General features: G+C 74.5%; 12 protein-coding genes. 6 read left to right on the forward strand and 6 right to left on the reverse strand.

Translation table 11 applies throughout. The features are described 5' to 3' along the window. Nucleotides 1-54: 54 nt before the first annotated feature. Nucleotides 55-687 carry a M48 metallopeptidase family protein gene (locus V1258_RS12585; protein ID WP_329750005.1) on the reverse strand — a complete coding sequence of 211 codons (633 nt, stop codon included), beginning with the start codon at nucleotides 685-687 and terminating at the stop codon, nucleotides 55-57. A gap of 530 nt (nucleotides 688-1,217) precedes the next feature. Here V1258_RS12585 and V1258_RS12590 point away from each other — a divergent pair. Further along, nucleotides 1,218-1,376: a DUF5679 domain-containing protein gene (locus V1258_RS12590; RefSeq protein ID WP_010551122.1), complete on the forward strand. Its 159-nt coding sequence runs from the start codon at nucleotides 1,218-1,220 to the stop codon at nucleotides 1,374-1,376. A gap of 106 nt (nucleotides 1,377-1,482) precedes the next feature. On the opposite strand, the gene V1258_RS12595 is transcribed toward V1258_RS12590, so the two are convergent. The 3 genes from V1258_RS12595 to nudC all read right to left on the reverse strand — a co-directional run bounded on the left by V1258_RS12595 (nucleotide 1,483) and on the right by nudC (nucleotide 5,240). Further along, nucleotides 1,483-1,785 (reverse strand): WhiB family transcriptional regulator, encoded by a 303-nt coding sequence (locus tag V1258_RS12595; protein ID WP_329744861.1) that lies wholly within the window; start codon nucleotides 1,783-1,785, stop codon nucleotides 1,483-1,485. Between the two features lie 290 nt (nucleotides 1,786-2,075). Further along, entirely contained in the window at nucleotides 2,076-4,226 is a 2,151-nt protein-coding gene (locus V1258_RS12600; protein WP_329750006.1) for an ATP-dependent DNA helicase UvrD2, read from the reverse strand. Between the two features lie 102 nt (nucleotides 4,227-4,328). Then, entirely contained in the window at nucleotides 4,329-5,240 is a 912-nt protein-coding gene (gene nudC / locus V1258_RS12605) for an NAD(+) diphosphatase (RefSeq protein ID WP_329750007.1), read from the reverse strand. Nucleotides 5,241-5,289: 49 nt separating this feature from the next. Here nudC and V1258_RS12610 point away from each other — a divergent pair, with 49 nt between their 5' ends. After that, nucleotides 5,290-6,255: a phosphotransferase gene (locus V1258_RS12610; RefSeq protein WP_329750008.1), complete on the forward strand. Its 966-nt coding sequence runs from the start codon at nucleotides 5,290-5,292 to the stop codon at nucleotides 6,253-6,255. Nucleotides 6,256-6,432: 177 nt separating this feature from the next. On the opposite strand, the gene V1258_RS12615 is transcribed toward V1258_RS12610, so the two are convergent. Together V1258_RS12615 and V1258_RS12620 are read right to left on the reverse strand one after the other, a co-directional pair. Beyond that, entirely contained in the window at nucleotides 6,433-9,780 is a 3,348-nt protein-coding gene (locus tag V1258_RS12615) for an ATP-dependent DNA helicase (protein WP_329750009.1), read from the reverse strand. Next, entirely contained in the window at nucleotides 9,777-12,983 is a 3,207-nt protein-coding gene (locus tag V1258_RS12620) for a PD-(D/E)XK nuclease family protein (protein WP_329750010.1), read from the reverse strand. Before V1258_RS12620 ends, V1258_RS12615 begins: the two co-directional genes overlap by 4 nt. A 135-nt stretch (nucleotides 12,984-13,118) precedes the next feature. Between V1258_RS12620 and V1258_RS12625 the strand changes: the two genes are divergently transcribed. The 4 genes from V1258_RS12625 to V1258_RS12640 all read left to right on the forward strand — a co-directional run bounded on the left by V1258_RS12625 (nucleotide 13,119) and on the right by V1258_RS12640 (nucleotide 17,590). Then, entirely contained in the window at nucleotides 13,119-13,772 is a 654-nt protein-coding gene (locus tag V1258_RS12625) for a TetR/AcrR family transcriptional regulator (protein ID WP_329750011.1), read from the forward strand. A gap of 65 nt (nucleotides 13,773-13,837) precedes the next feature. Further along, nucleotides 13,838-14,059: a DUF3107 domain-containing protein gene (locus tag V1258_RS12630; protein WP_329744854.1), complete on the forward strand. Its 222-nt coding sequence runs from the start codon at nucleotides 13,838-13,840 to the stop codon at nucleotides 14,057-14,059. A gap of 7 nt (nucleotides 14,060-14,066) precedes the next feature. Continuing rightward, nucleotides 14,067-15,713, forward strand: a complete 1,647-nt coding sequence (locus V1258_RS12635; protein WP_329750012.1) for a metallophosphoesterase family protein — start codon at nucleotides 14,067-14,069, stop codon at nucleotides 15,711-15,713. A gap of 68 nt (nucleotides 15,714-15,781) precedes the next feature. Continuing rightward, nucleotides 15,782-17,590: a DEAD/DEAH box helicase gene (locus V1258_RS12640; protein ID WP_329750013.1), complete on the forward strand. Its 1,809-nt coding sequence runs from the start codon at nucleotides 15,782-15,784 to the stop codon at nucleotides 17,588-17,590. Nucleotides 17,591-17,662: the final 72 nt, after the last annotated feature.

Below are 17,662 nucleotides of genomic sequence, written 5' to 3' on the forward strand. Positions count from 1 at the left end.
TGGCCTCTGGCGAGCGTCCGCCGTGCGGGCCGGTCCGGCTGGCGATGCGCGTCCTCAGTCGATCGCGGAGCCGTCCCCCGCACCACTCCCCCGCGCCTCGGCCGCGGCAGGGCCTGCGGGCTGCCCGTCGCCCGGATCGGGCCAGTCCCGCGCCCAGGCGACGCCGGCGAGGAAGGCCTCCGCCCGCTCCGCCTCCGGATAGCGGGCCATCAGGGCGCGGAACTGCGGGCCGTGGCCGTCGTCGGCCAGGAGGTGGGCGAGCTCGTGCACGAGCACGGCGTGCACCACGTAGTCCGGCATCCCCTGCAACCGGGTGGAGAGCCGGATCGTGCCCTCGGCCGCGGTGCACGAGCCCCAGCGGTGCTTCTGCCGGGTGGACCAGGTGACGGAGACGGGACGGGCGCGGCCCCCGAGGTAGCGCTCGCTGAGCTCGGTGGCGAGCTGCAGGAGGTGTGCATCACCCCGCGGGGCGGAGGTGGTGCGGCTCTCCTTCGCGGCGAGCTGGTCGAGCATGCGCCGCACCCACTGCTCCTCCTGCCGCCGGGAGAAGGCCGCCGGCATCGCGATGATCAGATCGCCGTCCCGCCGGGTGATCGCGACGGAACGGGTGCGGCGGCGCGAGCGACGCACCAGGACCCGCTCTCCACGGGGTCCGCGCTGCTGCTCGAGGAGGACGGTCTCGGTCATGCACCCAGCCTGGCACGCGCAACGGCACAAACTTTCTCCGTCCACAGGTGTGCACGGCGAGATGGGCCACAGCATGCCTGTGACCTGCACCGTCGATCTTCCCTCCACAGCGGGTCCCGGCCCGTCCGCACCCTGTCCACAGTGCAGCGGCTGTTGTCCACAGTCGGTCCCCGGCCCGCCTTTGACCGCCGCCCCGAGTCCGGCTAGGTTTCCCTGCACGTGGGACCCCGGGATAACTAGCAGGACGCACACGGGGAAGGTGCGCGTGGTGCTGAGCGCCCCCGGGGTCCTACGGCCCGATCGGCGTCCAGCCCGGTCCGGGCGGACGATGCCGGCTCGCCGTGCGCACTTCCTCGGCTCCTCGCGGAGCCCCCTCGACCCGAAGCGCGCGGCGAGCCGTCGCCCTGTCCGCGGCGCGCCTGATTCGTGCGCGCCGGGAGTCCCCGTCTATGGTGGGTCGATCCCGCGTGCATCGCCTGAGCGATCGCGCCGGGGAACGGAATCACCATCGAGTCCCACGAGGAGCGAATATGGCCGACGAGACCTACGCCGGAGAGTTCTACTGCGTCAAGTGCCGCGAGAAGCGCGAGGCCGAGGGGAACGTCGTCGTCTCCAACGGTCGCCGCATGGCCAAGGCCGTGTGCCCCGAGTGCGGCACCAAGCTCAACCGGATCCTCGGCAAGGCCTGAGGACCGCTCCCGGGCCGCTCCTCGAGCGCCCCGGGGACCACGAAGGGGGCGGAGCACCGTGAGGTGCTCCGCCCCCTTCGTCGTGCGGCACCCGAGCGCGAAGGGCTCAGGCGGCGCTGACCGCCGAACGGTCCTTGCGAGGACGCCCCCGGCCGCGCTTCACCGCGATGATGCGGCCCGACTCGAAGATGGAGCCGCCCCACACGCCCCACGGTTCCTCGCGCTCGAGGGCACCGCGACGGCAGTCCTCGATGAGCGGGCAGTCGGCGCACAGCATCTTGGCCTGCTCGAGGTCAGCGGGTCGTTCGGAGAAGAAGAGGTCCGCGGCCTCCGCATCGTGGCAGGGCAGCAGATGCGCCGAGGCGGCGTCGGGGGACAGGAACGTGCTGAGGGAGGTGGTGATAGTCATCGTCTCGCTGCTTCGAAGATCGTCGGGGACGAGCCCTGTCAGGGGCGGGGTGCGGCGGCGGCGCCGCACCGGCAGCGAGGAGGACCTCGTCAGCTCAGGTGGGCACCTGCGGGGATACGACCCCGATACCGCTGCGGGAGAGCGGGCACTCCGAAGGAGTGCGGCCCTGCTTCCGCGATATTCCTGATGATCATGAGGCCACCCCCTTTCTGTGCGCGCTCACCGGTGTCCCGGTTCGCGATGCGGACGATTGACGAGTTGAGTCTACACACCCGTCACAGATCGCACATCTATTTTTTGACCTGCGGCGATGCCTTCCGGGACGCGGTTCCCGCGACCTCCCGGCGATGGGCGCCGAGGAGCTCGAGCAGCTCCTCCCCCACGCGCTGCGCCGCGGCGGGGCCGAGCCCGGGGACGGCCAGCAGCTCCTCGGCCGTCACGGGCATCCGTTCCGCGACGGCCTCGAGCGCGGCATCGGTCAGCACGGCGTAGGGAGGACTGCCCAGGGCCGCCGCGCGGTCCCTGCGCCAGCGGCGCAGGTCCTGCAGCAGGTCCCCGCTCGCGGGCGAGGGGCAGCCGGGGTGGCGGCCCAGACGCTGCTCGGCGGGGGCCACGAGGGCCTGCCCGCAGACCCGGCACTCGGTATGCACGGTCGCGCTGCGACGCCCGGTGCGCCGCGCGGTCGGGCCGCCTCCCCCGGGCCGACGGTTCTCGGGATGGTCGAGGATCCCGTCGAGGAAGCGGGAGGGCTTGCGGCTGCCGCGTGCGCCGGCGCTGCGGGCCGCCGCCCAGCTGACCGTGAGCAGGTCGCGGGCGCGCGTGAGGGCGACGTAGAACAGGCGCCGCTCCTCCTCGACCTCGGCCGCCGAGGAGGCCATGGAGATCGGCAGCAGGCCGTCGCTCGCCCCGACAAGGAACACGACGGGCCATTCGAGGCCCTTCGCGGCATGGATGGAGGCGAGGGTGACGCCGTCCACGAGCGGGGCGGACTGCGCCTCGGCCCGCTCCTCGAGCTCGCGCACGAGGTCCGGGAGCGCGGCCCCGGGACGGGCGAGCACGGTGTCGGCGAGGCCGACGAGGGCCTGCAAGGAGTCCCAGCGATCGCGCACGGCTCCGGTCGACTCGGGTGCTTTCTCGGACCATCCCTGCTGGCCGAGGACGTCGCGCACGACCCGGGCGGGCTCCTCGTGCTCGAGCCGGGCCGCGGCGCGCATCGCGACCATCGCCCGGCGGACCTCCTGACGCTCGAAGAACCGGTCCCCGCCGCGCACCAGATAGCCGATGCCGCGGCCCGTGAGCGCCTGCTCGAAGGCCTCGGACTGGCTGTTGGTGCGGAACAGGATCGCGATGTCGGCGGCGGGTCGGCCCTCGGCGACGAGGTCGGCGATTCGCTGGGCGACGCCCTCGGACTCGGCGACGTCGTCGGGATAGGACTCGATCGTCGGCGGTTCCCCCGCCTCCCGCTGCGCGACGAGCGTGAGGCGATGGTCGCGGGTGCGCCCCCGGGCGGCGTCCAGCGCCGTGTTCGCCAGGCGCACGATCTGCGGGGTCGAGCGGTAATTGCGTTCGAGCCGGATGGTACGGGCGCGCTTGAACTCCTGGGAGAAGTCCAGCAGGTAGGAGGCGCGGGCGCCCGCGAAGGTGTAGATGGTCTGGGCCGCGTCCCCCACCACGCAGAGATCGTCGGAGCTGCCCAGCCACAGGCGCAGCAGCGCGTGCTGCAGCGCCGAGACGTCCTGGTACTCGTCCACCACGAAGTGCTTGTACTGGGAGCGCACCTCCCGGGCGACGTCGGCCCGCTCGGTGAGGAAGCCGACCATGTGCAGCAGCACGTCCTCGAAGTCGATGACGCCCTTCTCCTTCTTCACCTCCTCGTACTGGGTGAGGATGCGGGAGATGGTGCGGGCGTCGAAGCCGGCGGCCCCGGGCCGGCGTGCGGCCTCGGCCGCGGCGGGGTACGCCTCGGGGGTGAGCATCGAGACGCGGGACCACTCCACCTCGGCAACGATGTCGCGCAGCGCGGCACGGTCCACCGAGAGGTGCAGGCGCTGGCAAGCCTCCCCCACGCCCGGGTACTTGCTCGCCATGATGTCCGGCATCGGCCCGCCCACCACCCGCGGCCAGAAATGCCGCAGCTGACGCAGCGCCGCCGAGTGGAAGGTGCGGGCCTGCACCGCCGGGACCCCCAGATCGCGCAGGCGCGAGCGCATCTCCGCCGCGGCCTTCGCCGTGAAGGTGACGGCGAGGACGTGGCGCGGGTTGAGCTGACCGGTCGCGACGCCGTAGGCGATGCGGTGGGTGATCGCGCGGGTCTTGCCCGTCCCCGCGCCGGCGAGGACGCAGACGGGCGTGCCGAAGCTGCGGGCGGCCTCGCGCTGCTCGGGGTCGAGCGCGGCGAGCAGCGCCTCGGAATCGGGGACGGGGAGCGGGGCGTCGGTCATCGCGGACCATCCTGCCAGCGGAGCCCGACGGACGAGCGGGCGGTGTGGACGCGGCGTCGCTCACGGCGCACGGATCACGCCGCGGGGATCAGCCCGCGAGGATCAGCCCGCCGGGCGCTCGCGGGACCAGTCGTCGATGAGGGCTCGGCCGAGGGAGGCGTTGGCGGGGATCTCGAGGTCCCCCGACTCGAGGGCCGCGTGGAACTCCTCCCGGGTGAACCAGCGGGCCTCGGCGATCTCCTCGTCCTGGAGGGTCAGCTCGGCGGAGCCCGAGATCCATGCGCGGTAGCCGAGCATGAGCGAGCGCGGGAAGGGCCAGGGCTGGCTGCCGACGTACTCGACCTCCGCGACGGTGAGGCCCACCTCCTCGGCCACCTCGCGGGCGACCGCGTTCTCGAGGCTCTCCCCCGGCTCGACGAATCCGGCGAGCACCGAGTGGAACCGACCGCGGAAGCTCGCGTTGCGGGCCAGCAGTAGCCGGTCGCGGTCATCGCGCACGGCCATGATCACGGCCGGGTCGGTGCGGGGGAAGTGCTCGGAGCGGTCCTCGCGGCAGCGCAGCACCCAGCCGGCCATCTCCGCCTCGAGCAGCTCGCCGCACAGCGGGCAGTGCTTCATCGAGCGGTGCCAGGCGCCCATCGCGACGGCGGTCAGGGCGAGATCGGCGTCCTCCGGGGTGAGATCCCCCGCGATGCGGCGCAGGTCCCGCAGGTCCCGGCCGGGATCATCGATCTCGGGACTGGGCTCGGGCAGCTCCACGCCCAGGACCCGCATCCCGTCGCGGAACGAGAGCAGCACGAGGCTGTCGTGGCTGCCGCGCGGATCGGCCTCCTCGAGCAGCACGCGCAGGCCGGCGTCGGTCTCCTCCACGGCGACCGCCCCGGCGCGGGTCACGAGGTAGCGGGCGTCGGGACCGGGATCCAGCACGCCCTCCTCGCCGCGACGCAGGGCGTCACGATCGCTGCCGACGAGGGTCAGGGGGGTGTCCAGATGGGGTCCGCGCAACATCGCCATGGCGCTCAGCCTACGCGGGAGCGGAGGGGCGGCCGGGTACGGTGTGAGGGTGCATCGCAACTCCTACTCCCTGGCAGCCCTCGCCGCGGCGGCGGTCCCCGGTCTGGTCCCCGCGCAGACCACGCCGATCGCGACCCCGGTCGAGGACCTCGACGTCGCAGGAGTGGTGGGCGAGGACGGCCGCCGGGTCATGATCCTCTCCCCCGCCTCGGTGGCCGCCGGGGTGCACCTGGAGCGCGACCTGCGCGTCGCCGATGCGCTCACGGGCACGCCGTTGCGCGGCGTGATCCCTCCGGTGCTCGGAGTCGTCAAGCTCGCCGAGGGTGGCCGGGCCGCGGTGACCGAGGCGCCCGTCGGCCGCCCGCTGATGCTGCAGGACCTGCAGGACTCGCCCGCGCTCGCGCGCTCGCTGGGCCAGGTGCTCGCACGGATCCACACGGTGCCCCGCTACGCCGCCGAGGCCGCGGGAGTGGAGACCTTCACCCCCGCCGCACTGCTGGCGGAGCACCGGGACCGGGTCACCCGAGCGCAGGAGGGCGGGCATCTCCCCGCAGCGGTCGCCCAGCGCTGGGAGACGCTGCTGGCCGACGAGGAGTTGTGGGACTTCACCCCGCAGTTCGTGCACGCGGACCTCTCCGAGGAGAGCCTCTTCGTCGCCGCCGACCAGATCAGCGCGATCCGCGACTGGTCCTCCTCCAAAGTCGCCGATCCCGCCGCCGATCTCGCCTGGCTGGTCTCGGCCCTCGACGCCGAGCGCTTCGACGAGCTGTACACGAGCTACCGGGAGGAACTGCCGACCTCGACGCATCCGCGGCTCATGGAGCGTGCCCAGGCGCTCGGCGAGTTCGCGGTGGTCGCCTGGCTGATCCACGGCCAGGACGCCGGCGACGCCGAGATCATCGCCGACGCCCGGGCGATGATCTCGGACCTCGACGCCGACCTCGCCCAGCTCGCCCGCGAAGAGGCCGAACGCGCCTACGAGGCGATGAGCGCGCAGCGGCCCGCGGAGGCCTGAGCCCCACGCCCTCGCGACCGCCGAGCAACCCGGTCAGCCAGGTCACCCCGGCCACCCAGGTCACCCCGGCCACCCCGGTCAGCCCGATCAGCTCGGTCCGCCCGATCAGCTCGATCAGCTCGATCAGCTCGATCAGCTCGGTCAGCTCGGTCAGCTCGGTCAGCTCGGTCAGCTCGGTCAGCTTCCCAGGAGCATCTCCGCGATCCGCTCCCGGGAGGGATGGCGGCGCACCTCGTGCGTCGTGCGCTCGGCGACGAAGTGGAAGGCCGTGCGGATCCGCGACAGCGGCATCCCGGTCTTCTCGTGCCAGGCCAGGCGATACAGCGAGAGCTGGAGGGAGCGCTCGCGCAGCTGCGCGGGCCGCGGCATGCGCCCCGTCTTCCAGTCCACGATGATCACCCCCGCCGCATCGTCGGGACCGTCGGCGTCCCCGGCGTCCGGGTCGGGGAAGACGGCGTCGATCACGCCGCGCACCGCCACCGCACCCACCCGGGTGTGGACCGGGGTCTCGACCGCGATCGGGGTGCGGCCGGACCACTCGGAGCGGGCGAAGGCCTCGCGCAGGGCCAGGTCGTCGAGGTGCGGCGCCTCGTCCTCGCCCAGATCCGGGAGGTCCTCGAGATCGAGCAGGGTCGCCCCGCCGAAGCGGTGCTCGAGCCACGCGTGGAAGGCGGTGCCTCGGGCCGCCGCGGCGGAGGGCCGCCGCGGCAGGGGCCGCACCAGGTCGAGGGCGGCGCCTTGCGGGTCGCGCGCCTGCTGCACGACCTGCGAGGCGGACAGCCGCGCCGGGGAGTGGACGGCGGGCGGCCCCTCCTGGCGCTCCAGGTCATCGAGCACCCGGCGCAGGGTCTCGGCGAGCTCGGGGTCCGCGGGCGGGAGGTCCTCGGCGGCGGCGAGCATCTCCTCGGCGAGATCCCGGCGGCGCTCGGGCTCTCCCGGTGCTGGCGGCCAGGAGGCGACCCGGCGCACGGACTCGAGCGGGTTCTGCTCGGGCACGTCCTCCCGGCGGCGGAAGGGTGCGGGCACCAGCGGCTCCGCCTCGGCGAGATAGCGGGAGCGGGGCCGCGCGGTGGTCAGGCCCTGGCGCCAGGCGGCGGAGGTCAGCAGCAGGCGCCGACGGGCGCGGGTCACCGCGACGTACATCAGCCGACGGTCCTCGCGCAGCGATTCCTCCCCCTGAGCGAACCGGTACTCCTCGATCAGCGCCTCGGCGTCGACCTGGGTGTCCGCCTCCGCCCAGGCGAGCTCGGGCAGGGTGTCGGCGTCACCGCGCAGGGCGGTGGGGACGGAGGCCCCGGCGAGCTTCCCGAGCCACCCGTCGCCGGGCACCCGCACCCGCCCGGCCTCGTCGGTCTTCGCCCGGCGCAGGTCGTAGGAGGGCACCGATCCCTCGGTGAGGCCGGCGACGGCGACCAGGTCCCATTCGAGGCCCTTCGCGGAGTGCATGGTCACGATGGTGACCGCCTCCGGATCGCTCTCGGCCTCCGCCTCCCCCGCCGCGCCGACGGACAGCGCGGCCTCCTCGTCCTCGCTGATCTCGAGCAGGTCCAGGTATGCGGCGAGCCCGCCGCGCCGGGCGGTGCGGTCGAAGGCCGCGGCGTGCTCGCGCAGCGCCTCGAGATCGCCGAGGGCCCGCGTGGACGGATCCGCCTCGCGCAACACCAGGTCCACCTCGAGCAGGCGCACGGCGGCCGTGACCAGATCGGGGAGCGGGAGCGGCAGCAGCCGCCGCATCTCGCGCAGCACCTGCTGGACGTGCTCGAGGCGCTCGCGACCGCGCTCGCTGAGGGAGCGCCCGGACGGATCGGTCCAGCCCCGCGGCGGGAGGTCGTCCACGGCGTCGAGCAGCGACACCTCCTCGACCTCGTCGGGGGCGGCGGGCGCGCCGTCGGTCGTCGTCGGCCGGGCGGCCCGCAGACGCGACCCGAGCCGGTCCCTCCAGCGGCCGAGGACCGCGAGATCCCGCGCCCCGAGACGCACCCGGGGTCCGGTGAGCAGACGCATGAGCGCATCGCCCCGCCCCGGATCGTGGGAGGCCTCGAGGAGGGCGCGGACATCCGCCACCTCCGGCCGGTGCAGAAGACCCCCGAGCCCCACCACGTGCACGGGCAGTCCCTCGGCCTCGAGGCCCTCGACGAGGGCGGGGATCTGACGCCGCGCGCGCACCAGGACCGCCGCCGACGGCACCTCGTCCTCGGGGGCCTCGGCGCGGCGGGCCCGGATCCAGCGGCCGATGGCGCGGGCCTCGCCGGTCTCGTCGGCGGCCTCGTGGATCTCCGCGGCGCCCTCCCCCGCGCCGGGGCGGGGGTGCAGCTCGGGGATCTCCACCCCGGCCCCGGCCGCGCGCAGCGGTCCCGCGAGGCGGTTCGCGACGGCGAGGACCGCCTCGTCGTTCCGCCAGGAGGTGGACAGGGTGCGCTGCAGGACCGGCCGCTCCGGGGTCGCGAAGGCCTCCGCGAAGCCCGCGAGGGAGGCCGCCGAGGCACCGCGCCAGCCGTAGATCGCCTGCTGCGGATCGCCGACGGCGCACGCGGGGTGCCCGGGGCCGAAGAGGTCGGTGAGCATCCGCAGCTGGGCGACGGAGGTGTCCTGGAACTCGTCGAGCAGCACGACCCGGTGCAGGCGGCGGGCGAGGGCTCCGGCGGCGGGCACCTCGCGCGCGATGCGGGCGGCGAGGGAGACCTGATCGGCGAAGTCGAGAGCGGAGCTCTCGGCGCGGATCTCGGCGAAGCGCTCGACCAGCGGGATCAGGGCGAGGCGGTTCTCGAGGGCGGTGAGCACCCCGGCGACAGCCTTCGGGGTGGTGCGGCGCCGTCCCTCGACCTGCAGCGGGATCTGGGAGAGGTGCGTGTGGATCTCCCGCAGGTGCGCCTCGAGCCGCGCGGGATCCACCAGGTGGTCGGCGAGCGAGGACGTCAGCGAGAGCAGGGCGGCGGTGAGGGTCGCGGGGGACGCCTCGAGGTCGAGGCTGTCGTCCCAGGACTCCACGAGGGTGTGGGCGAGCTGCCAGGACGCCGAGGTGGACATCATCGTCAGCTCCGGATCGATGCCGACGGCGAGGGCGTGCTCGCGGACCAGGTCGAGGGCGAACCCGTTGTAGGTGCGGACCGCGGGGCGCTGGCCGACGAGCTCGTCCCCGCCCCGTTCGAGACCGGCCGGGAGGGGCAGGCCCTCGGCGCGCAGCGCGTCGGCGAGGGTCGCCAGACGCTGGGCGATGCGGGCGGAGAGCTCGTGCGCCGCCTTGCGGGTGAAGGTCAGACCCAGCACCTGCCGCGGCTCGACCACGGCGTTCGCGATCAGCCAGACCACCCGGGAGGCCATCGTCTCGGTCTTCCCGGAGCCGGCTCCGGCGACGACCAGCAGCGGCTGCAGCGGGGCCTCGATGACGGCGGTCTGCTCGGCGGTCGGCGGCGGCTGCTCGAGCAGGCCGGCGAGCCGGGCCGCGCTGAGCGCCGGGGCGGGGCGCTCGTCGTGCTCGTCGTGATCGGAGTTCTCGTCGTGCTGGTCGCGTTCGGGGCGGGTCACAGCTGCTCCCCCTCGGGTTGCAGGGCGCAGCTCGAGCGGACCGCACAGCGGCTGCAGTGGGAGGTGATCCGCGCGGCGACCTCGGCTCCGGAGACGTCCGCGGCGACGCGGCGCACGAGGTCGTCGAACCAGGCGGGATCCTCCGCGCGGGAGAGGGCGGTCTGGGTGCGGACGGCGGCGCTGCGCCCCCCGGTGCCGACGTAGACCAGCTGCGCGCCGTTGAGCCGCTCGGGGGCATCCTCCCCCAGCTGCTCGGCGAGCGCCCCGTCACGCACCGCGGTCTGGTACGCGGCGAGCTGGAGGTCCTCCTCCGCGGCGGCCCGGGACTTCGCGGCGCGACCGGTCTTGAGGTCGACGACCCGCAGCCCGGTCTCGTCCCCCTCGAGGCGGTCGATCGAGCCACGCAGCCGCACCGAGCCCAGGACCACCTCGAAGGGTGCCTCGACGGCGAGCGGCGGGGCCGCGGCGGCGAGGTGCTCGGCGAGCAGGCGAGCGGCGTCCTCCGCCCGGCGCACACGGCGCCTCCCCGACCAGGTGTCGGTGCCGGGGATGGTGCGGAGCTGGGCATGAAGGGCGTCGAGCAGGTCCTGGACGCCGTTCTCGGGTCCGCGCGGATGGGTCTGCGCGAGGTGGTGCAGGGCGGTGCCGATGCGCTGCGCCGGCCCTCCCGAGCGGGTGCCGCCGGAGCGCTCGAGCAGCCAGGCCTGCGGGCAGTCGGCGGCGCGCTCGAGGGCCGAGGGGGACAAGGGGATCTCCGTGCCCGGGTCGGCGAGCGGCGCGTCGCTGCTCGGGCGCTGGTGGTACCAGCGCTCCGGGGCGGTGCCGGGAGCTCCCACCGCGGCGAGCGCGTGCAGGGCCCGGGCCGCGTCGGCCGCACGCGCCGGGTCCGGGTCGAGGAGCCGTCGTCGCAGGGCGGGGACCAGCTCCCGCACGTCGGGGGCGGGGCCCGGGTCCCGTCGGAGCGCGTCGAGATCGAGCCAGTCGGGCTCGTCCGGGGAGTCCGCGGCCGCGGCGGTGGCCCCCTGCTCGAGCGCCTCGAAGAGCGCGGAGGGGTCCGAGTCCGGGTCCTCGACGGCGGTGACGAGCACCCGTGAGCGGGCACGGGCGAGGGCGGAGACCGCGAGCCGCAGCTCATCGGCGAGGACCTGGGCGCGCTGGATCGCGCGGACGGGCTCGGGGTCGGCGGGCAGCCCGCCGGGATCCCGGGAGTCGGTCAGCAGCGCCAGCTCCGCCGCACCGAAGAGGGTCGAGCGGAGGCGCAGGTCCGGCCAGGCACCCTCCTGCAGGCGGGCGAGGACCACGGTGTCCCGGTGCTCGCCGGCGATTTGCGCGGGCGTGAGCACGGCGACCCGACCCCGGGGCGCGGCAGCCGGGGCGAGGGTGTCCTCGACGACGGCCTGGGCGCGGACCTGCTCGACGAGGTCGAGGGGCCCCGCGCCGGGACGTCGGTCGGTGAGCCGCTCGGCGGCCGCGAACAGCTCCAGCAGGGCGTCGAGCCGGGACCCGGCGAGCCGGGCGCGGGCGCCGTCCACGTCCCCCGGGGCGCCGAGGGCCGCCCGCCGCCAGCCCCCGGCGAGCCCCGCCGCGTCCCAGGCGTGCCACAGCACCTGCTGGGCGTCCTCCTCGCGGTGGGCGCGGACGGCGGCGATCATGTCCCGCAACCGGTGCACGGGGGCCGCCGTGCGGTCCCGGTCCTCGGCGCCCGGCAGTCCGGGGGCCTCCTTCTCGAGCAGCGCCCGGGCGAGCAGCTGGTCGCTCGGGGTCTCGTCCTCGGGGCGGGCGCTGCGGTGGGCGGCGAGCAGGAGGCGGCGGATGCGGCGCAGTCGCAGCGAGTCGGCGTCCCCGTAGGGCCCCCGCAGCAGCGCGTCGGCGACCAGCGGGTCCACGGAGGTGCCCTCCGGCGCGAGAGCGATCTCGAGCACCGTCAGCAGGTCCGCGACCGCCGGCACCTCGCGCAGCGGCTGGGGCCGGTGCGGCACGCGCACCGGCAGCCCGGAGCGCGAGAGGAGGTCGGCGACGTCGGCCACCGCCGCGCCGGAGCGGCACACCACCGCCATGTCGTCGTACTCCACCTGCTCCCGATGATGGAGGTCGCGGAGCGCGCCGGCGATCAGCCGCGCCTCCTCGAGCGGGTCCCGGGCACGCACAGTCACGGGGCGCGGGCCGTCCGGGGTGTGCCGGGGACGACGCACCGCGGCCGGCGCCCCCGCGAGCGGGAGCCGGCCGCGGAGTCCGTCGAGCACGCGCAGCGCACCGCCCCGCGGCCCGTGGGCCCCGGGGAGGACGATCTCCGACAGCGGCCTGCGGAGGAGCCCGCGGAGCCGGTCGGCCGCATCCGGCAGCGCCCCGCGGAAGGTGTCCACGGCCGCATCGGGGCAGGAGAGCACGAGCAGCCGCGCTCCGGCCCCGGCGAGCGCCGCCACCAGGTCGACGCCGGCGCTGGTGAGGTCCTGCGCGTCGTCGACGACCACGAGGGAGTACGGCGCGGGCTGCGCGGTGTCCTCGAGCAGGCGCACCGCCCGTCGGACGAGGCCCCCCGAGTCCAGGCGCGGCCCCGCGTCGAGGGCGGCGGCCGCTTCGAGATCGAGCACGCCGAGGTAGTCGCGCAGCAGCGCTGCGGCATCGCGCCACGCGGGACGGGCCCGCTCCTCCCCCAGCCGGTCGAGGTCCGCCGGGGAGAGCCCCCGCTCCGTCGCCCGGGTGATCAGATCGCGCAGCTCCGCACGGAAGCCGGGCAGCGTGCGCGCCGCCGCGTCGACCTCGAGATGCCAGGTGCCGCGCTCGGCGATGAGCTCGGCGAGGAGGGCGTCCTGCTCGGCCCCGGTGACCAGCGTCGGCTCGCCGCGCCCCGCGCGGACCGACTCGGCGCGCACGATCGCGTGGCCGAGGGCGGGGGGCGTCATGGCGTGGACCCCGGCGGCGCCGTGCACCGCGAGGGCGTCCCGCAGCCGCCCGGCGGCGGCGCGCCGGGGGGCGAGCAGCAGCGTCCCCTCGCCCGCCCGGGCGGCCGCCGCGAGCGCGAGCGCGGTGCGCCCGGCGCCCGGTCCGGCGTGGACCAGGACGTCCCCGCCGCCCTCGACGAGCTCGAGAGTGCGCCGCTGCTCGACGTCGAGACGCTCCGGGGGCAGGACCGCGGCGACGGCCGACGGGTCCGGCCCGAGCAGCCGGATGCGGCGGCGTGCGGAGCTCGCGGTCGTCGTCATGCCCCCATTGCACCTCATCCCCCCGACCGATGACGCCGGGGGACGCGTCCCGTGGCGGTACCATGATCCGGGTCACCCGGACAGGTCTATCCAGGATCGGAGGCGGCCGTCATGTCCTCGCCGTCCACCCCTCGCATGCCTCGTGCGCAGCGCCGCGCCCAGTTGCTCGAGCTGGCCACCCGGGTCTTCGGCGAGAAGGGGTACCAGCGCACCTCGATGGACGACATCGCCCACACGGCGGGGGTCACCAAGCCCGTGCTCTACCAGCACTTCACCTCCAAGGAGACGCTGTACGCGGAGGTCCTGGACATCATCGCGGAGCGCATGATGAGCGAGGTCCAGACCGTGCGGGAGGTCGAGGGCGGCTCGGTGGAGCGGGTCCGCTTCGGCCTCGAGCTCTTCTACCGCTTCGTCTCGCTGCAGAATGCGGTGCGCCTGTTCACCGGCTCGGAACCGGTCCCCGCGACCGTGCAGGAGCGGGTCACCCAGGTCCTGGACTCCCTGTCGATCGAGCTCGCGAGCCTGCTCATGGTCACCCGCGAGATCTCCGATGCGCGAGCGAGGATCCTGGGCCGCAGCATCCTCGCCGCCGCGCAGTCCACCGCCGTGATGCTCCACGCCGCCTCCGGCGAGCCCGAGCGGGAGGAGATCCTCGAGGTGATGACCTCCGCGATGCTGCACGGCCTGACGGGCTTCGCCCCGCTCGAGCATCCGCAGGTGGCCGGGACGGTGCTCGCCGCCGACGGCTCCTCCCGGACGGGCGACGCCCCCGTCACCGCCCAGCCCTGACCGCTAGACTCCCGCACGCACAGCACCGGACTACCCCGCCCCCGCGGCGGAGGGAAGGACCCACCATGGAGATTCGCCTCGGCATCCAGCACTCCGCCCGCGAGATCGTGATCGAGTCCGCGGAGGGCTCCGAGGAGCTTCTCGAGCGCCTCTCCGCCGCTCTGCGCGACGGCACCCCGGTCACCCTGGTGGACGACAAGGGCCGCACCGTGCTGGTCCCCGGCGCGAAGGTCGCCTACGTGGAGCTCTCCTCCGAGGAGCCCCGCCGCGTCGGCTTCCTCGGCTGACCCTGCCGTGACCGCCGCCGTCGACGACGAGGTCGCGGCGCTCCGCACGAGGCGCCGTCGGCGGCGCCGTCGTCTGCTCCAGGGGACGACGACCGCCCTCATCGCGGTACTCGGCGCGATCGTCGGGATCCTGCTGGTCCCCGCGACGAAGGTCGAGGTGGGCCCGCTCACCGCGAGCGTGCACATGCGCCCCTCGCTGCACGCCGAGACCGTCCTGCTCCTGCCGCCCGTGGGCGAGGTCGCCTTCGACACCCACCGCGCACCGGTGCGGGTCGAGGCGCGTGTGGAGAGCGTCGACGTGGCCGCGGCCGAAGCCCTCTTCACCTCCGACGCCGGCCTCGCCGAGCTCAGCCGCACCGCCCCGGAGGCGATCACCTCCGCGGCCGCCGTGAACGCGGCGCTGAACGCCCTGTTCTGCGCCGCGGGCGCCGGTCTCGCCGTCGGCCTCACCTTCCGTCGGGTGCGCCGCGCCGTGGCCTCCGCCGGCGGCGCCGCCGCGGTCGTCGCCGCCTCGGCACTGACCACGAGCCTGACCTTCTCCCCGGAGTCCCTCAGCCAGCCCCGCTTCGAGGGGCTGCTCTCCCAGGCCGCTTATGTCGCGGACCTCGGCGAGGCGACCGCGGCGGACTACGCGAACTACCGGAACACGATCGCGGAGTTCGTCGGCCAGGTCTCGGCGCTGTACATCGCCGCGGACTCGCTGCCCGTCGGGCTCGACGCGGAGAACGTCACCACGGTGCTGCACGTCTCCGACATCCACGACAACCCGCAGGCGTACGACGTCATCGAGCAGCTCCACACCCAGTTCGCGATCGACCTGGTGATCGACACGGGCGACATCGTCTCCTGGGGCACACCCTGGGAGAACGAACTGCTGCGCGAAATCGGCACCCTCGACGTGCCCTACGTGTACATCAGCGGCAACCACGACGGGCAGGCCGCGGCCGAGATGATCGCCGCCCAGCCCAATGCGACCGTCCTGGACAACCAGGTGGTCGAGATCGAGGGGCTGACCATCGCGGGCATCGGCGATCCGCGCTTCGCCGCGGACGACGACTCCGACGCCGGCGGCTGGCGCGAGGGCAAGGAAGCGGTCTCGGCGAGCGGCTTCCAGCTCGGCGAGACCATCACCGCCTACGACGCGGCGCATCCCGAGGACCCCGTGGACATCGCCCTGATCCACGATCCCACCGAGCCGGACGGCCTGCTGGGCCGCGCGCCGCTGGTGCTCTCCGGGCACATGCACACCTCGAAGGTGGAGCTGGACCGCGAGGGCTCGGGCACCGACTGGTTCACCGTCGGCTCCACGGGCGGTGCGCTCGCCTCGGGCGGCGTGTCCCCCGTGCTGCAGGGCGAGGAGCCGCTCGAGCTGACCGCGCGGATGCTGTACTTCGACTCGATCACCGGCCGGCTCCTCGCCTACGACGACATCACCATGGGCGGCCTCGGCCTGGTGTCGGTCTCGATCGAGCGCACCCAGATGCCCGAGGAGACTCCCGCGCTCGAGGTCCCGGAGGGCGCTGAGACCCCCGCGGAGCCGATCCCGTCCGAACAGGAGGTCGAACCGGGCCAGGGGCTCCCCGACGAGGAGCGCGTCACGCCGACGGACCCGGAGAGCCCCCTGCCCTCGGTCAGCGACGGCGGCGGGGGTTGATCTCGGGGGCCCGTCAGGGGCCGGGGGCTACCATGGCAGGGCACATCCGATATCCAGAGAGTTGAACGGTGCCCGAAACCATCCCGCACACCGACGAGGCCGAGTCGGCCTCCCCCGCCGTCGAGCAGAGCTCCGGCACCCCCGTCGTCGAGGTCCCGCAGACCTTCTCCGACTTCGCTGTCCGCCCCGACATCGTCGAGGCCCTCGCCGCCAAGGGGATCATCCATCCCTTCCCGATCCAGTCGCTGACCCTCCCGGTCGCGCTGCGCGGCCGCGACATCATCGGCCAGGCCAAGACGGGCACGGGCAAGACGCTCGGCTTCGGCATCCCGGCCCTCCAGTCCGTGGTGGCGCCCGGGGAGGACAACCCCGAGAACCGTCGCATCGGCGCCCCGCAGGCCCTCATCGTGCTCCCCACCCGCGAGCTCGCGGTCCAGGTGGCCGAAGATCTGCAGGCCGCGTCCACGAAGCGCCCCGTCCGCATCCTCACCGTCTACGGCGGCCGCGCCTACGAGCCGCAGATCGAGGCCCTCGAGAAGGGTGTCGAGGTGGTGGTCGGCACCCCCGGTCGCCTGATCGACCTCATGCGCCAGAAGTACCTCGACCTCTCGCAGGTCAAGGTCGCGGTGCTCGACGAGGCCGACGAGATGCTCGACCTGGGCTTCCTCGAGGACATCGAGAAGCTGCTCCAGGCCGTGCCCACCACCCGCCAGACCATGCTGTTCTCGGCCACGATGCCGGGCCCGATCATGGCTCTCGCCCGCCGGTTCATGCGCCAGCCCACGCACATCCGGGCGCATGATCCCGGTGACGTCTCGCGCACCAAGGCGGACATCACCCAGGTCGTCTACCGGGCGCACCAGCTCGACAAAATCGAGGTGATGGCCCGGGTGCTGCAGGCGCGCGGCCGCGGCCTGACGATCATCTTCATGCGCACCAAGCGCCAGGCCGACCGCGTCGCCGCGGATCTCGCCGAGCGCGGCTTCGCGGCCGCCCCGCTGCACGGCGACCTCGGCCAGGGGGCGCGCGAGCAGGCGCTGCGCGCCTTCCGCAACGGCAAGGTGGACGTGCTGGTGGCGACCGATGTGGCCGCCCGTGGCATCGACGTCGACGACGTCACCCACGTCGTGAACTGGAACTGCCCCGACGACGACAAGACCTATCTGCACCGCACCGGCCGTACCGGTCGTGCGGGCCGCAAGGGCACCGCCATCACTTTCGTGGACTGGGAGGATCTGGCGCGCTGGGCGCTCATCGCGCGGCAGCTGGGGCTCGAGTCGACCGAGGCGGTCGAGACCTACTCCACCTCCGAGCATCTGTTCACCGATCTCGACATCCCCACCGAGGCCAAGGGCACCCTGCCGAAGGACAAGCGCACGCGCGCGGGTCTGGAGGCGGAGGAGCTCGAGGACCTCGGCGGTCCCGAGGCGCGGCGTGAGCGTTCCGGTCGCGGCGAGCGGGGCGAGCGCTCCGGTCGGGGAGAGCGGTCCGGGCGGGGTGAGCGGTCCGGTCGCGGCGAGAGGTCCGGCGGCCGCGGCGGCCGGTCCGAGCGCTCGGAGTCCCGGGACTCCGCACGTCCCGCCGACGCCGACGGCACGGAAGGCACCGCCTCGGCCGAGTCCACGGGTGAGGATCGTCCGCGTCGCAGCCGCTCCCGCTCCCGCACCCGCCGCGTGAACGGCGAGGTCGTGGAGCAGCAGGGCGACGCCTCGAGCGAGAGCTCCTCGGGCGCCGCGGGCGGCGAGGGCTCCGGCCCCGAGTCCGACGGCGAGCGTCCCCGTCGGCGTCGGTCGCGCGGCGGTCGCGGTCGCAGCCGGAGCCGCGGCGGCGACGGGGCGACCGGAGGCGGCGAGCAGCAGTCCTCCTCCGAGGGCTGACCCCGCCTCCCGGCAGATCCACGAGGGCCCGGACCGCGCATCGCGCGGTTCGGGCCCTCTCTCCTCGGTGGG

Origin of the sequence: Brachybacterium sp. J153, assembly GCF_036311905.1 — a bacterium.
Classification (GTDB): Bacteria; Actinomycetota; Actinomycetes; order Actinomycetales; family Dermabacteraceae; genus Brachybacterium.

What these genes read in the sequence shown, in the direction of transcription:
- V1258_RS12600 (WP_329750006.1), bottom strand. Translation starts at nt 4,226, where the DNA reads ATGACCGACGCCCCGCTCCCCGTCCCCGATTCCGAGGCGCTGCTCGCC.
- V1258_RS12595 (WP_329744861.1), bottom strand. Translation starts at nt 1,785, where the DNA reads ATGACTATCACCACCTCCCTCAGCACGTTCCTGTCCCCCGACGCCGCC.
- V1258_RS12590 (WP_010551122.1), top strand. Translation starts at nt 1,218, where the DNA reads ATGGCCGACGAGACCTACGCCGGAGAGTTCTACTGCGTCAAGTGCCGC.
- V1258_RS12625 (WP_329750011.1), top strand. Translation starts at nt 13,119, where the DNA reads ATGCCTCGTGCGCAGCGCCGCGCCCAGTTGCTCGAGCTGGCCACCCGG.
- V1258_RS12620 (WP_329750010.1), bottom strand. Translation starts at nt 12,983, where the DNA reads ATGACGACGACCGCGAGCTCCGCACGCCGCCGCATCCGGCTGCTCGGG.
- V1258_RS12630 (WP_329744854.1), top strand. Translation starts at nt 13,838, where the DNA reads ATGGAGATTCGCCTCGGCATCCAGCACTCCGCCCGCGAGATCGTGATC.
- V1258_RS12585 (WP_329750005.1), bottom strand. Translation starts at nt 687, where the DNA reads ATGACCGAGACCGTCCTCCTCGAGCAGCAGCGCGGACCCCGTGGAGAG.
- nudC (WP_329750007.1), bottom strand. Translation starts at nt 5,240, where the DNA reads ATGGCGATGTTGCGCGGACCCCATCTGGACACCCCCCTGACCCTCGTC.